Source organism: Microbacterium stercoris, assembly GCF_017592545.1.
Lineage (GTDB): Bacteria > Actinomycetota > Actinomycetes > Actinomycetales > Microbacteriaceae > Microbacterium > Microbacterium stercoris.
The window spans coordinates 234,687-247,804 of the sequence record NZ_JAGFOA010000003.1 but is presented as its reverse complement, the minus strand read 5'-3'; the positions used below and the strand labels follow the sequence as shown (position 1 = coordinate 247,804).

At 70.6% G+C, this 13,118-nt stretch carries 17 protein-coding genes; 4 read left to right on the top strand and 13 right to left on the bottom strand.

All coding sequences use genetic code 11. The features are described from left to right. Positions 1-76 precede the first annotated feature (76 nt). The 5 genes from J5V96_RS08925 to J5V96_RS08905 form a co-directional block, all read right to left on the bottom strand. Entirely contained in the window at positions 77-259 is a 183-nt protein-coding gene (locus J5V96_RS08925; protein ID WP_208502927.1) for a hypothetical protein, read from the bottom strand. 66 nt (positions 260-325) lie between these two features. After that, entirely contained in the window at positions 326-472 is a 147-nt protein-coding gene (locus J5V96_RS08920; protein WP_208502925.1) for a hypothetical protein, read from the bottom strand. Positions 473-702: 230 nt separating this feature from the next. Further along, complete coding sequence (locus J5V96_RS08915) at positions 703-1,584, bottom strand: hypothetical protein (RefSeq protein WP_208502923.1); 882 nt, start codon at positions 1,582-1,584, stop codon at positions 703-705. Further along, on the bottom strand, positions 1,584-2,105 hold the full coding sequence (locus tag J5V96_RS08910; RefSeq protein ID WP_208502921.1) for a hypothetical protein: 522 nt from the start codon (positions 2,103-2,105) through the stop codon (positions 1,584-1,586). The genes J5V96_RS08915 and J5V96_RS08910 overlap by 1 nt, the downstream gene beginning before the upstream one ends. A gap of 167 nt (positions 2,106-2,272) precedes the next feature. Beyond that, the gene (locus J5V96_RS08905; RefSeq protein ID WP_208502919.1) at positions 2,273-2,785 is read right to left on the bottom strand and encodes a hypothetical protein; all 513 of its coding nucleotides are present in this window, start codon (positions 2,783-2,785) and stop codon (positions 2,273-2,275) included. 183 nt (positions 2,786-2,968) lie between these two features. Between J5V96_RS08905 and J5V96_RS08900 the strand changes: the two genes are divergently transcribed. After that, on the top strand, positions 2,969-3,577 hold the full coding sequence (locus J5V96_RS08900; protein WP_208502917.1) for a hypothetical protein: 609 nt from the start codon (positions 2,969-2,971) through the stop codon (positions 3,575-3,577). A gap of 27 nt (positions 3,578-3,604) precedes the next feature. On the opposite strand, the gene J5V96_RS08895 is transcribed toward J5V96_RS08900, so the two are convergent. Both J5V96_RS08895 and J5V96_RS08890 read right to left on the bottom strand, forming a co-directional pair. After that, positions 3,605-4,969: an FAD-dependent oxidoreductase gene (locus J5V96_RS08895; RefSeq protein WP_236014676.1), complete on the bottom strand. Its 1,365-nt coding sequence runs from the start codon at positions 4,967-4,969 to the stop codon at positions 3,605-3,607. A 160-nt stretch (positions 4,970-5,129) separates the two neighbouring features. Beyond that, positions 5,130-5,492, bottom strand: a complete 363-nt coding sequence (locus J5V96_RS08890; RefSeq protein ID WP_208502915.1) for a hypothetical protein — start codon at positions 5,490-5,492, stop codon at positions 5,130-5,132. A 98-nt stretch (positions 5,493-5,590) separates the two neighbouring features. Between J5V96_RS08890 and J5V96_RS08885 the strand changes: the two genes are divergently transcribed. From J5V96_RS08885 to J5V96_RS08875, 3 genes are read left to right on the top strand one after another with little or no spacing between them, the layout of a single operon-like run. Continuing rightward, on the top strand, positions 5,591-6,019 hold the full coding sequence (locus tag J5V96_RS08885) for a hypothetical protein (RefSeq protein ID WP_208502912.1): 429 nt from the start codon (positions 5,591-5,593) through the stop codon (positions 6,017-6,019). A gap of 48 nt (positions 6,020-6,067) precedes the next feature. Next, positions 6,068-6,967, top strand: coding sequence for a hypothetical protein (locus J5V96_RS08880; protein WP_208502909.1), 900 nt, complete (start codon positions 6,068-6,070; stop codon positions 6,965-6,967). Between the two features lie 46 nt (positions 6,968-7,013). After that, positions 7,014-7,409, top strand: a complete 396-nt coding sequence (locus J5V96_RS08875; protein ID WP_208502907.1) for a hypothetical protein — start codon at positions 7,014-7,016, stop codon at positions 7,407-7,409. A gap of 96 nt (positions 7,410-7,505) precedes the next feature. Here J5V96_RS08875 and J5V96_RS08870 read toward each other — a convergent pair whose 3' ends face one another. From J5V96_RS08870 to J5V96_RS08845, 6 genes are all read right to left on the bottom strand, one after another. Further along, positions 7,506-8,864 (bottom strand): FAD-binding oxidoreductase, encoded by a 1,359-nt coding sequence (locus tag J5V96_RS08870; protein WP_208502905.1) that lies wholly within the window; start codon positions 8,862-8,864, stop codon positions 7,506-7,508. 3 nt (positions 8,865-8,867) lie between these two features. After that, the gene (locus tag J5V96_RS08865) at positions 8,868-9,221 is read right to left on the bottom strand and encodes a YrdB family protein (RefSeq protein ID WP_208502903.1); all 354 of its coding nucleotides are present in this window, start codon (positions 9,219-9,221) and stop codon (positions 8,868-8,870) included. A gap of 187 nt (positions 9,222-9,408) precedes the next feature. After that, positions 9,409-10,188 (bottom strand): glucosamine-6-phosphate deaminase, encoded by a 780-nt coding sequence (locus J5V96_RS08860; RefSeq protein WP_208502901.1) that lies wholly within the window; start codon positions 10,186-10,188, stop codon positions 9,409-9,411. Between the two features lie 15 nt (positions 10,189-10,203). Then, positions 10,204-11,169 carry an ROK family protein gene (locus J5V96_RS08855; RefSeq protein ID WP_307793569.1) on the bottom strand — a complete coding sequence of 322 codons (966 nt, stop codon included), beginning with the start codon at positions 11,167-11,169 and terminating at the stop codon, positions 10,204-10,206. Then, positions 11,166-12,110 carry a carbohydrate ABC transporter permease gene (locus J5V96_RS08850; protein WP_208502900.1) on the bottom strand — a complete coding sequence of 315 codons (945 nt, stop codon included), beginning with the start codon at positions 12,108-12,110 and terminating at the stop codon, positions 11,166-11,168. The genes J5V96_RS08855 and J5V96_RS08850 overlap by 4 nt, the downstream gene beginning before the upstream one ends. Continuing rightward, complete coding sequence (locus J5V96_RS08845) at positions 12,107-13,051, bottom strand: carbohydrate ABC transporter permease (protein WP_208502897.1); 945 nt, start codon at positions 13,049-13,051, stop codon at positions 12,107-12,109. Before J5V96_RS08845 ends, J5V96_RS08850 begins: the two co-directional genes overlap by 4 nt. Positions 13,052-13,118: the final 67 nt, after the last annotated feature.

Here is a 13,118-nt window from a genome sequence, read left to right as displayed (position 1 = left end):
TCCTCGATCGATGAGGGATGGATCCCGGCCGCGGGGGCACCCGCGGCCGGGCTGACGGCGTCGCGACGTCGCGGCGTCAGGTGATGGCGACGCCGATACCGATACCGGTGCCGATTGCACTTGCGGCACCCGCGCCGATGCCGAACGCGGTCCAGAACTGTCCCCAGTCCCACGCCGCCTCGAGCGACTCGAGCGACTCGATGCCCGCAACCATCTCGGCGAAGGCCTCATCCACGTCGCGCGTGATCTGCTGCTCCATAGTTCACCTCCCCCCGAGGCACTCAGCGGCACGTCCGTCGTGCCGCATGGATCACCGTGAGCCTGCTCAGGTGATTGCCACGCCGAGGGCGACGCTGCCGTAGATCAGACCACCGGTCGCGACGGCTCCCGCCCCGATTCCGACGACCCATTCCACCCAGCCCGGCGCCTCCAGCGGCTCCAGCGACTCGATGAGCGCGATCTCGTTCTCCATTTCACACCCCCAATGTGACTCATCGTCCGTTGACTTTTAGTCACCATAGCACGCACGCCAGACGGCGCTGCGCCGCATCCGGCGGCATATATGCCCGCCTGCACCGCTCGTTCATCGAGCGAGCAAAGCGAGTCGAGATGCCCTGAGCCGCCGCCGGCTCGCGCGCTGCACCCCTCCGCTCATCGAGCGAGCGAAGCGAGTCGAGATGCCCTGAGTCCGCCTCGAGCGGGTTACGAGTCCGGACAGCCGGGTGCAGTGGGGGCATTAAGGCAGTCTTGTGCGACGAGGGCCTTGCTGAGGCGGAAGATCCGGATCTCACGCGTGGCGGCCGGCACGCCGATCACGCCCTCCACGGGCACGGTGCCGAGCTCCCCGAAATCGACCACGGCGGTGTAGAGAGCGCTGATGGTGAGCGGATAGGTGCCCTTGTCCGCGTATTCGTGACTGGTGTCGGTGGGGGTGAACGCGGCCTGACGCAGCGCCTCCCAGGACACTCCGCCGTGAGAAGTCTCGGTGACCGTCCCATCACCCCAGTCCTGCCGGAACCCCGCCGGGGTGAACCTCACGCTGACCGGCAACCCGAACAGCTCCCCGTGACGGGTCTGCGCCGTGGAGCTGGCGACGGTGTTGAAGGGCTGGTTCTTCAGACCCACTCCGTCGGGCTCGGTGCGCACGGCGGGTGGGGCGGGGAAGAAGTGGGCGACGTCGGAGACCGTCACCACCGACGGCAGGACGACTGACTCGGCCTTGATCTCGGGCTTGGGATCAGGCTCGAATCGAGGGCAGGCGCGACCGCAGCGGAACGACCCGTTCGGGTTCTCCACCACGCCCGACTCGGGTCCCGTCTCCGTGCCACCGGACCCCGTGGAGCCACCGGAGCCCGCGCCATCGCCTGCCTGCCCGGTGCCACCAGCGTGCACAGGACGATGCCCCGGGTTGAGTTGCTGCAGATGCCCGCCGATGGTGACCCCGTCGGGAAAGGGATCACCGTTAGTGGTCACATCACACAGTCCGAGCTTGACAGCTTCCTCGCCACATTGCTGAGGGGCCATCTCGGCGTACGCGGGCACCGCTAGAAGGGACGCTGCCAGCGCGATCGCGGCGACCTTCATCAGCAGGGCTGGTCCGGATCAGGAAGGCTCGAGTGCGCCAACATCACACCATCGACAGTGGAAAACTCCACGCGTAGGGCGAATATCTCCTGCTGTTCCGGAGTGACGTCAACGCTGTCCTGGTTGAGCACGCGTTGCAACGAAGAGTCCAAGCACACGAGTAGCTCTGCGTGGCCGGCACCTGACAGGACGGTCGCGCCGATTCTCTGCATCGACAAGATCGTGATCTCACCGACGATGCGAAGGCCAGCGGCGGCGGCCTGTTCCTTGAGCTCCTTAGTTTCGCGCTTCAATGCGCCGTGAAGGAAGGTCGTCGGGTCGACAGCAGGTGTTCCGGTGTGTTCGGCGTTCTGCGCCGCAATGTACGCCCGATAGGTCTCCTCAGCAGCCTCGAACGCCTCCTCCTCCGAGGCGAACTGCCGATACGTCGGAGTCGGATCCGGCGAGGCTGCCGGAGAGCAGGCCGTCAGCCCGGCGATCAGCACAAGAGCAAGCGGCGGGGCGAGACGGCGGTGGAGCATGCGATCCACCGTAGGGATCACCGCCGACGAGGCTCCGGAGTTATCCACACCCCCGGGCCCTCCGCCTCACCGGGCCACGAACCGGCGTCCTCCCACCGGCCCCAAGCAGCAGATGCCCGAGCCGGGTGCACGAGAAGCGCGGGTCCGAAAGACCCGGGCGCGCGGGATCAGCCGCAGTTCGGGCAGACCCCGGTCAGCGGCATCTGCATAAAGCAGGTCATGCAGATCTTGCCCTCCATGGGGGCGCTGGCGCCGGAGCGAGGGGCGCCCGTGCCCGTCGACGCAGCACGGGGGGCGGACGCCGCGCGGCGCGGGGCCGACGCGCTCACCGGCTTGGCGCGCGTCTCGAAGTGCGTGATGCCCCAGGCGCCACGGAAGCGGCGGCTGACCCAGCGCGGACGGTCGCCGGCGAGGCGCTGCGCGTCCGACTCCGACCGGAACCCGGTCGTATAGCCGTCGTGCACTTCGAGGGCAGGGCCGCCGCCGGGACGCTCGATCTTGAAGTAGGTGCGGAACCCGTGCAGCGTCGCGCCCTCGCCGACGCCCGCGGCGATGCCGCGCAGCAGCTCGAGGTTGCCCACGGGGGTTCCGTAGCGCACAAACGCCTGCTCGATCGAGTCGAGGCTCACCGCCCGACCTTCCTTGGAGTGGTCGATGGAACGTTCAGGCGTGCTGCTCATACGTCCATTCTCCCGCGCCACGACTGGGCATACGCCCGTGTGAGCGCATCATCTCCCGGTTCGGATCCGCCTGCGACGCCGCTCCAGATCCGCTGGCGGTTCATCCGCGCGCCCGATCTGCACGGTGGCCAGGACTTCTGCCGCGAGGCCCCTCGTGTCGGAGCCTGCTGATACGGTCCCGGCATGACCGCACTTCGAGGTGAAAAGGATCTCGTAGGCGCCCGCCCGCGTCGACGGGTCGCCGTCGTCACGTCGCTTCTCGCGCTGGTGATCGGAATCGGATCGCTCGCCATCGCGCTGCCGGGGTTGCGGGGCGTGGGCGAGACCGTCTTCAACGTGGCGGCGCTCTTCGTCGCGCCATCGCTGGCCGCCGTCGCCCTGGTGATGCTGTGCCGCAACGCGGGCGTGACGCCGGCCGCCCGCACGGCGCCGATCCTCGCGGCGTCGACGGCGGCCTTCGCGCTGGCGGCCATGACCCGGCAGGCGTGGTCGATCGGCTTCGACCGCGCCGACGCCGGTCTGCCCGACACCTGGTTCAGCGCGCTCCTCTGGCCGCTCTTCGCCGTCGCGTGGGCGGTGGGTGCGCTCGCGATCGCCCTGCTGGTGCACGCGATGATGACGGCAGGCGGAACCTCCCCGACGGTGGGCTGGGCGACGGGCGTCGCGGTCGGGCTCGTCGCCGCTCCCGCGATCGGCATCGGTCTGATCTCGCCCGTGCCGGTGATGCTCACATCAGCCGCGCTCGTGATCTTCGCGCTGCGCCGACCGCGAGCGCGCCCCGCGGCCGACTGATCGCCCTCGCCGCACTCGCCCGCGCCGCTACTTCGACGCGCGGGAGAGCGCCTCGACCGCGGGCCCCTCCAGCACCGCGCCGTCCTCGGCGAAACGCGACCCGTGCAACGGGCAGTCCCAGGTGCGCTCGAGGTCGTTCCACTCGAGGGATCCGCCCATGTGCGTGCACGCCCCCGGCGCGTCGTGCCGGCCGATGTGACGCACGGCGCTCGTCACGGCGGCGGCCGCGACTCCTGCCTGCGCCCCGATGAATTCGGCGCCATCGCGCAGCGTGAGGTGCGGCGAGCGCAGCGCCTCCGCCCACGGCATCGGCGATCCGGTGAGATCGCCCGCCAGCGTCAGCGCGGCCGCGGCCCCGTTCGTCATGCCCCACTTGTTGAAGCCGGTCGCGACCCACAGTCCCTCACCGGTGGGGCCGACGAACGGCACGCGCGACACAGTCTGATAGTCCTGCGCGGCCCACCACGTCACCCGCGCGGCGCCGGGGAACTGATCCACGACCCATTCGTCGAGCGATGCGAGCATCTTCGCCGGATCCTGCTCGCGGCCGGTCGTCCACGACGGCCCGCCCACGAGCAGCAGCCCTTGCGACGTGCGCAGCGACCGTCCCACCGCGTCGACGGACAGGTACATCCCCGAGGGCACCTCCCCCGGCACCCGATAGGCGGCCGCCAGCGAACGCGACACCCGAAGGCGCGCGAAGAAGCCCGCCTTGTCGATGACGGGCGATCCGGACGCCACCACCACCTGGTTCGCCTGCAGCGGGCCGCGCGAGGTGCGCAGCTTCCCGTCCTGGAGCCCCAGCACGCGACAGTCGGTCACGATCGATCCGCCGTGCTCGCGGATCACCTCCGCCAGGTGCGCCAGCAGACGCATCGGATGGATCTGCCACTGCCCGCGCATGCGCAGAGCGCGGGTCACCGGGTACGGAAGCCCGGCGTGCTCCCCCTCGCCGAGCACGTCGACATCGAGGCCGACCGCGGCGAGCGCCTCGGCCTCCGCGTCGATCGCCGAGTCGCCCGTGGGCGTGGTCGAGTAGGTGAAGGCATCCCGCTGCTCGAGCGAAGGATCATCGGCCAGCTCGGAGCGGATCCAGTCCTGTCCCGCGCGGTTCGCCGCGACGTAAGCCTCGAGCGCGGTGTCGCCGGCGTGCTTGCGCAGCTCCGACATCACCGATCCCTGCAGGAGCGAGACCTTGGCGGTGGTGTTCCCCGTGGCCACCGCGCCGACGGCGCGCGCCTCGAGCACGGTCACGAGGAATCCGGATCGGGCGAGCAGTGCGGCCGTCGCAAGACCCGTGAGGCCGGCTCCGACGACCGCGACCTCCGTGCTCTCAGGGAGGGTCGGATCCGTCGGAATCATGGGCGAGGTCTGGTGCCAGATGGAGGGCATGCCGTGAGCATCCCCCGCTGCGAGGGACCAGCGATAGGGCTTGACAGCGGGCTCCGTCGGCGCAGAACAAAACGAGACGCTCGGAACCCCGTCAGAGGCTCCGAGCGTCTCGACGAATTGTGGCTCCCGCTCGACGAGTCGAGGAAGGGAAGCCGACGTGTCAGCCGGCGAGCGGCGTGGCCTTGCGCGGCGGTGCCGAGCGAGGCGCGGTGCGCACGGTCGACGTGCGCGGAGATGCGGCGCGCGGCGGGAAGTGCGCGATGCGCAGGGGCTTCACGTTGGCGGCGTCGGCGAGCAGCTTCGCCGCCAGCAGCAGCACACTCTGGAGGGAGGTGTGCCGCGTGAGCCCGCGGGTGCACTGCACCCACACGACCTCGAAGCAGAGTTCGCTGCGGTCGTCGGTGGGCAGCTGCTCCACATAGGCGATGACGCTGGCCGCGTCCGAGCTGTCGACGCTCGTGTCGCAGATGCGCCAGGCGCCCTCCGTGAGGGGCACAAGCTCGAGTTGGTGATAAGTGTCCATGGTTCCTCCACAGTGAGGATCCCCCGGATCCAGGGTACGCGCGAGGGGCTTGACACGCTATGAAGTCGCGCGTATCCCGGAGATGAAGGAGGCGCATCATGGCCACCAACACCCCCACCGGCATGGGCGAGAGCGGCTCGCTCATCCAGGAGTACTTCCCCGGTCAGGACGCCCGAGCCGCAACCAACGCCGGCCACCTCGAGCCCCACCCGCACGTGGTCTCGCAGCTCGACGCCGACCCCCGTCAGGGCACCCGCGAATCCCTCAACACCCCGTCCCATGACCAGCGGCTGCGAGGCCTGGTCGTTCAGATCGAGGCGGATGTCGCCACCCACCGGCTGGCCCCCGAAGCCGTGAGATTTGTGCTCGAGGAGCGGCTCGAGGAGTGCGGCATCGGGTGCGCCGCCGCGGAGATCGACGAGCTCGAGCGGATCATCCGGGCGGTCGCGCCGCCGATCGACGTGGACCACGCTCAGCCCGGGGCCGACCGTCACCTCGAGCGCCACGGCAGGGCCGATATCCGCTGACCTGTCAAGCCCATTCACTGAGAGCCCACGCGCCCGCACGATGGGCCCATGACCACGAACGAGAGCTCCCCCGATCGCATCGCGGGCAAGGCCCCTGGCCCCGGCGACGTGATCTACAACGGACACAACACCGAGACCCTCCCCTTCTCGGCTGAGCCTTTCCGGCCGGCCGAGGCCGTCGAGGCGATCGATCCGGATCCGAAGCGCCCGTCGGGGACGGAGGGCCGCGGTCATGGCATCGAGACGATCGTGCCGACGGCCGATGCGCGCGCAGAGCACGGTGCCGGCTTCTTCGAGCAGGAGGAGCCCGTCGAGGCCAAGCCCGACCCGGTGGGGCACGGGGTGCTCGGGGATCCGCCGAGCGCGCACACCGTTCCGGCGGGCCGCGAGGGCGTCGACTCGGGCCCTGTGGACTCCGTCAGTGTCGAAGGTGGCGCCTCGCCCGATGTCGAGGCGAACAGCCAGAACGACATCGCCGGTGTGGGCCCGCGCGACGCGGGCGATGTCAGCACGGGCGGCGATGCCCCGACCGATCCTGTTGCGCGGGAAGACCTCCCCGCACCCGACACGAGCAACGCCGCGGGCGACGCCGGCACCGATCCGGCCGCCACGAGAGAGGCTCCGACCGCGCACGACTCGGCCGATCCGGACATCCCGGGAGTTCCCGACGCGATCGGTCCCGGTGGCAACGGCCTCCAGACCGAGCCGCTGCAGGATCAGAACGACACCACGCTGAACGAGCAGGAGCAGGGCATCGTCGTGCAGGTGCAGGGCGACCTGCAGACGGGCCGTGCCCCCGAGGGCCAGGCCCGCGAGCTGCTCGCGCAGCGCCTGACGCAGGCCGGGCTCGACGCCTCGCCGGAGAACCTCGACCGGCTGCTGCGACAGATCGGCTCGAGCGACGCGCCGACCGATATCGATGAGGCTCAGCCGGGCGCCGACCGGTGACGTGTCGGCATCGCGAACTTCTCACGGGAACCAGGAGGGAAACCAGATGAGCACGCAGGATCAGGACCGCAACGACGGATCGTCGCAGCCCGAGGACGGGCAGGTCGATTCCGAGCAGGGGTACGACGACCCGCAGTCCGCCTACGGCGAGCAGTCGTACGGCGAGGCCCAGGCGGCATACGGCGAGCAGCCGGCGACAGAGACGCCGTCGTTCGTCGGCGAGCAGCCGGCTGAGACCTACGGCGAGCAGCTCAACGACGTCGCCGAGCAGTCGTTCGGCGGCGCGGAGCAGACGGCGCAGCAGCAGGACGCCGAGCAGGAGTACGGCTCCCAGCAGGCCTACGGCGAGACGCAGCCCGCGTATGGCGAGGACGACGACTCGGCCGAGCAGTCATCGCTCGAGGCAGCCGGTGACGATTCGCCGGACGAATCGTCTTACTGAGCGAGGCGAAGAGGGCGGCCCGTCGCACACGGGCCGCCCTCTTCTGCGCCCGCCGTCGATCGCCCGCGACGTCACGCGGTCGGCTTTCACACGGGGTTAGGCCTCGAACACCTTGCCGGGGTTCAGGATGCCCTGCGGGTCGAACACGCGGGCGATGTCGCGCTGCAGCCGCCACTGATCGTCGCCCAGCTCGTCGGCCAGCCAGCGCCGCTTGAGCACACCGATGCCGTGCTCGCCCGTGAGCGTGCCGCCGAGGCGGATGGCCGCCCGGAACAGGTCGTCCGCCGCCTCCCAGATGGAGGCCGGCACCTCGGGCCCCTCGAAGATGAAGTTCGGGTGCAGGTTGCCGTCGCCCGCGTGCGCGACCACGGGGATCACCACGCCGTGCTCGCGCTCGACGCGCGCGATCTCGTCGAACATCGCGGCGAGCTGCGAGCGCGGCACCGAGACGTCCTCGATGAGGGCGGTGCCAAGGGTCTCCATCGCGGGATGCATCGCGCGCCGGATCGCGAGCAGCCGCTCGCCCTCCTCGCGGTCGTGCGTGACCGCGACGGTTCCGCCGCTCCCGGTCAGAACGGCGGCGATCGCGTCGGCCTCGACCGCCGCGGCAGGCCCATCCGTCTGGATCGTCAGCTGGGCCGATCCGGGGGTCGGTGCCGGCAGCGCGAGCAGGGCGTGAGCCGCCGCGAGGGAGTGCGGATCCATCAGCTCCATGATCGCGGGCTGGATGCCCGCGGCCGTGACGGCGGAGGAGGCCACGGCCGCATCTCGCACCGTGCGGAACGTGGCCGCCACCGTGCACACATCGCCCGGAACGATCCGGCGCAGCTTGAGCGTGGCGCCGACGATCACGCCAAGCGTGCCCTCGCTGCCGATCATGAGCGATGTCAGGTCGAGGCCGGTGACGCCCTTCACGCTGCGGTGCCCCATGCGGATGAGCCGCCCGTCGGCGAGCACCACGTCCAGGCCCAGCACCGCGTCGCGCACCACGCCGTACTTCGCGCACAGCAGGCCGCCGGCGCCCGTGGCGATGTTGCCGCCCACCGTCGAGATCGCCTTCGACGCCGGATCGGGTGCCCACCACAGGCCATGGGTCAGCAGCTGTGCATTGAGGTCGGCGTTGAGGATGCCCGGTTCGACGACCGCGAGCAGGTCATCCGGCGACACCTCGAGGATGCGCGTCATACGCCGCACACTGAGGGCGATCTCGCCGCCGCCCGCGTTGGCCGCGCCCGCCAGACCCGTGCCCGCGCCCCGCGTGACGACGGGGGTGCCCGTGGCACTGGCGATCCGCATCACCGCCTGCACGTGCTCGACGGCCTCCGCGTGCACAACCGCCAGGGGCGCCTCGGCCGAGCGATGGCCGGACTTGTCGGCCCGCGCGTTCTCGAGCGCCTCGGGGCTCGTGTCGACCAGGTCGCCGAGCTCGGCGCGCAGCTGCCCGAGAACGCTCATGACTCAGGCGGCGGTCTTGCGGTTGACCGCGACACCCACCGCGACGCACACCACGCCGACGGCCAGACCGATCCACGGCTGTCCGAGTGCCCACCACGACAGGGTGGCGGAGAGGAAGATCAGCAGCTCGACGACCATCCGCACGAACGGGTGCACCGACAGCACCGCCTTGGGAGACACGAACAGCGCCCACACGACGATGGCGAGCGCCGGGGCTCCGATGCCCACCACGATGTTCCACGGGAACGGCCAGGTGAAGAACCCCCACAGGGCGATGCTTCCGAACGCGACGATCTCGGTCAGGAGACGCAGGACGTCGAGGGCGCTGACACGGACCGGTGCGGTGCTTTCGGGCATGCCCCCAGTCTACGTTTCGCCCCTGAGCCATCCCCGCGCCCCCGCCCCGCCCCGCCCCGCCCCCCGCTCGTCGAGCGAGGGAGGAACGACCGAGCCGAGACGCCGCCACCCGGCGCGACGGCTTGGGCGTCTCGACTCGCTGACGCTCGCTCGACGAACGGCGGGGTGCGCTCGACGAACGGCGGGGTCAGAGGCCCTGCCACTGGGGTTTGTGGGCCCAGGCGTAGCGGTAGTAGTCGGCGTCGGCCAGCGCGGAGGCGGCCGCCTCGTCGACGACCACGGTGACGTGGGGGTGGAGCTGGATGGCCGAACCCGGCAGCGATGAGGTGACGGGCCCCTCCACGGCGCCCGCGACGGCGTCCGCCTTGCCGGCGCCGAAGGCGAGCAGCACGAGGTGACGCGCCTCGAGGATCGTGCCGAGCCCCTGCGTGATGCAGTGCATCGGCACCTCGTCGATCGACTCGAAGAAGCGGGCGTTGTCCTCGCGGGTCTGCCGGGTGAGCGTCTTGACGCGCGTGCGAGAGGCGAACGACGATCCGGGTTCGTTGAAGCCGATGTGCCCGTCGGTGCCGATGCCGAGGATCTGCAGGTCCACGCCGCCGGCCTCCGCGATCGCGGCGTCGTAGTCGTCGCCGTGGTGCTCGATGCCCGGGAGCGAGCCGTCCGGCACCCGCACCCGCGACGGATCCAGCCCGAGCGGCTCGATCACCTCGCGCCGGATCACCGAGCGATAGCTCTCCGGGTGATCCGGATCGAGCCCCACGTACTCGTCGAGCGCGAACCCGCGCACCTGCGACACGTCCACCCCGGCGAGCTCCGCAGGCAGCGCCTCGTACACCGGCAGCGGGGTGGATCCGGTGGCGAGGCCGAGCACCGCGTCGGGCCGGGCGCGGATGAGCCGCGCGATCTCCGCGGCGACGAGCTCACCCGCCGCCTCGCGGTTCTCGACGATCACGATCTCGGCCATACGCAGCTCCTTCGCTCAGCGGGCAGGTGCCGCGGCGAGTGCGGCACCCAGTGCGCCGGCCGCCGCCCCTCCCGGGGCGTGATGCGGCAGCACCTCGATTCTGTCCTCCAGACGAAGCGATGTCAGGAAGGGGGATGACGAGGCGGACGCGGCCAGCTCGATCCGCACGGCGGACAGGAGCCGCTCGCCCAGTCGCGACAGGCCTCCGCCGATGACGACGACCGAGGGATCCACCGTCAGCACGAGCACCCGCACCGCGGCCGCGACGCCGCGCGCGAGGTCGCTCCGCAGCGCCAGGGCGTCCGGGTCTCCGTCGTCGGCGGCGGCGAAAAGAGAGCGCACCGGATGCTCCCCGCCGCGCCCCCATCGGCGTGCGATCGAGGCGCCGCCGGCGAGGGTCTCGATGCAGCCGCGCTGTCCGCACGGGCACTCGGGCCCCGCGGGGTCGATCGACACGTGGCCGACCTCGCCGGCGACGCCGCCCGATCCGCTCCACACGCGCCCGTCGACCACAAGGCCCGCGGCCACTCCCGTACCCAGGTTCAGGTAGGCGAGCGGCCCTGTCTGCGGCCCGCGCAGCGCCCAGGCGCCCAGCGCCGCCGCGTTGACGTCGTTCTCCACGCGCACCGGCACGCCGAGCTCGGCCGCGAGCGCGGCGCCGAGGTCGAGCTCCTCGACCCCGAGGTTCACGGCGTTGCGCACCACTCCGTGCGCGATCTGGCCGGGGATGCCGATGCCGATCGCGTCGGCTGCCACGGGGAGATCCCGGATGACACCGCTCACCGTGTCGAGCACACCGGAGGGCCCGTGCGCGGTCGCGCGCCAGGCGCTGGCGATCACCACGCCGTCCGGCGAGATCGCCACGGCTTCGGCCTTCGTCCCGCCGATGTCGACGCCGACGCGGATGCCCGGGCCGACATCGGCCCCGGGCGCGCGGCGTGCCGCCTCGCTTCGCTCGCTCGACGAACGAAGCGACGTCACCCCTTCACCGCCCCGCTGACGAGGCCGCCGGTCATCCGGGCCTGCACGATGAGGAAGAAGATCACGACCGGGATGCAGATGAGCGTCGAGCCCGCGAGCACCGCGCCGTAGTTGGTGGCCTCGGTGGCCGACTGGAACGAGTTGAGCCAGGTCGGCAGCGTGAGGTTCTGGTCCTTCATCAGCAGCAGGGCCATCGCGAACTCGTTCCACGACAGCATGAAAGCGAAGATGCCGGTCGACACGAGGCCGGGTGCGAGGAGCGGGAACGTGATGCGCCAGAACGCGCCCTGGGTCGAGCAGCCGTCGATCCGCGCCGCCTCCTCCAGCTCGGCCGGGACGCCGGCGACGAAGCCGCGCAGGGTCCAGATCGTGAACGGGATCACCGCGGCGATGTGCACGAGCGACAGTCCCCACACGGTGTTCATCAGCTCGAGGTCGTCGATCAGGTTGTAGACGGTGAAGATCATCGCCTCGCCCGGGATCATCTGCACCACCAGGATGGCGACGATGAACGCGCGCCGTCCGCGGAAGCGGAAGCGCGCCAGCGCGATCGAGGCGAGGAACGCGACGAACAGCGCGCTGACGACCACGATCGCCACGACGATGAGCGAGGTCTGCAGCGCACCGGCGAAGTCGTTCTGCCCGGGGGCCGCGGGCCGTGTCCACGCGGTGATGTAGTTGACGAAGGTCGGCTCGCGCGGGATGAGCGACTGATCGCGCCGGATGATCTGGTCGCCGGGGGTGAACGACAGGTTCACCATCCAGTAGACGGGGAACACCGCGCACAGGAACACGATCGCGGCGAGCACGTTGAACAGCACTCGCATGCGTCGGCTGCGCACCCGGGGGCCGGTGTCGGCCCGGCCGGTGCGCACCGCCCGGGTCGTCGACGCGAGCGTCTCGGTCACGACCGGCGGCGCCTTCGGGGCCAGGATCGTCATTCGTCGTCCTCCTTGAGCATCTGCCGCAGGTTGAACCAGCTGAGCGCCAGCATGATGAGCACGATCAGCATGCCGATCGCGCTGGTGGCGCCGAACTCGCCGATGCCCTGCCGGAAGAGGTACACGGGAAGCACGTTCGTCTCCGACGCGATGCCTCCGCGGCTCTGCAGCGCGTAGACCTGGGTGAACAGCTTCATGTTCCAGATCACCTGCAGGATCAGCAGGCCCGCCAGCACGGGACGCACCGCCGGGAAGGTGATGTTCCACCAGCGCTTCCAGCCGCCGGCGCCGTCGAGCTGCGCGGCCTCGATGCGCTCGCCGGGCACCTGCCCGAGCGCCGCGTAGGTCGTGAACGCGACGAAGGGGATGGCGCCCCAGACGACGATGATCGTCAGCACCAGGAAGAACGTCCAGGGGTTCAGCAGCCACGAGTGGTTGTGCCAGTTCTGCGTGCCGGTGACCGAGTTCAGCGCCCAGTTCACCACGCCGTACTGCGTGTCGAAGATGAAGCCCCACACGACGCTGGCGGTCAGGGGCGGGATCGCCCAGGCCAGCAGCAGCCCGACCGAGAGGGTCACGCGCATGCCGCGGCCGATCCGGGTCATGAGCAGCGCGACCAGCACGCCGAGCACCATGATCAGCGCCGTGGTGACCAGCATGATCCCGACGGTGCGCGCCACGACCTCGGGGAAGTCGCTGCGCGTGATGATCTTGATGTAGTTGTCGAGGCCGACGAACTCGGGGGCGGTGCCCTGGATCTTGTGCCGCACCTGATAGTCGGTGAACGACTGCCAGATCATCTGCACCGCCGGGTAGCCGACCATCAGCAGGATCAGGATGATCGACGGCGCGAGCAGGGTCCACGACGCGACCGCGTCGCGGCGGACGCGTCGGCGCTCGCGCTCCTCCCAGGAGGGACGGGTCGAGGTGAGGGTGGTCATGATCTCCGTTCGTGGTCGACGCGGGCGTCGGGTGCGGGGCGTCCCGGCTCGCTTCGCTCGCTCGACG

Coding starts and splice junctions, on each gene's coding strand:
- J5V96_RS08925 (WP_208502927.1), bottom strand. CDS start 259: ATGGAGCAGCAGATCACGCGCGACGTGGATGAGGCCTTCGCCGAGATG.
- J5V96_RS08920 (WP_208502925.1), bottom strand. CDS start 472: ATGGAGAACGAGATCGCGCTCATCGAGTCGCTGGAGCCGCTGGAGGCG.
- J5V96_RS08915 (WP_208502923.1), bottom strand. CDS start 1,584: ATGAAGGTCGCCGCGATCGCGCTGGCAGCGTCCCTTCTAGCGGTGCCC.
- J5V96_RS08910 (WP_208502921.1), bottom strand. CDS start 2,105: ATGCTCCACCGCCGTCTCGCCCCGCCGCTTGCTCTTGTGCTGATCGCC.
- J5V96_RS08905 (WP_208502919.1), bottom strand. CDS start 2,785: ATGAGCAGCACGCCTGAACGTTCCATCGACCACTCCAAGGAAGGTCGG.
- J5V96_RS08900 (WP_208502917.1), top strand. CDS start 2,969: ATGACCGCACTTCGAGGTGAAAAGGATCTCGTAGGCGCCCGCCCGCGT.
- J5V96_RS08895 (WP_236014676.1), bottom strand. CDS start 4,969: ATGCCCTCCATCTGGCACCAGACCTCGCCCATGATTCCGACGGATCCG.
- J5V96_RS08890 (WP_208502915.1), bottom strand. CDS start 5,492: ATGGACACTTATCACCAACTCGAGCTTGTGCCCCTCACGGAGGGCGCC.
- J5V96_RS08885 (WP_208502912.1), top strand. CDS start 5,591: ATGGCCACCAACACCCCCACCGGCATGGGCGAGAGCGGCTCGCTCATC.
- J5V96_RS08880 (WP_208502909.1), top strand. CDS start 6,068: ATGACCACGAACGAGAGCTCCCCCGATCGCATCGCGGGCAAGGCCCCT.
- J5V96_RS08875 (WP_208502907.1), top strand. CDS start 7,014: ATGAGCACGCAGGATCAGGACCGCAACGACGGATCGTCGCAGCCCGAG.
- J5V96_RS08870 (WP_208502905.1), bottom strand. CDS start 8,864: ATGAGCGTTCTCGGGCAGCTGCGCGCCGAGCTCGGCGACCTGGTCGAC.
- J5V96_RS08865 (WP_208502903.1), bottom strand. CDS start 9,221: ATGCCCGAAAGCACCGCACCGGTCCGTGTCAGCGCCCTCGACGTCCTG.
- J5V96_RS08860 (WP_208502901.1), bottom strand. CDS start 10,188: ATGGCCGAGATCGTGATCGTCGAGAACCGCGAGGCGGCGGGTGAGCTC.
- J5V96_RS08850 (WP_208502900.1), bottom strand. CDS start 12,110: ATGACGATCCTGGCCCCGAAGGCGCCGCCGGTCGTGACCGAGACGCTC.
- J5V96_RS08845 (WP_208502897.1), bottom strand. CDS start 13,051: ATGACCACCCTCACCTCGACCCGTCCCTCCTGGGAGGAGCGCGAGCGC.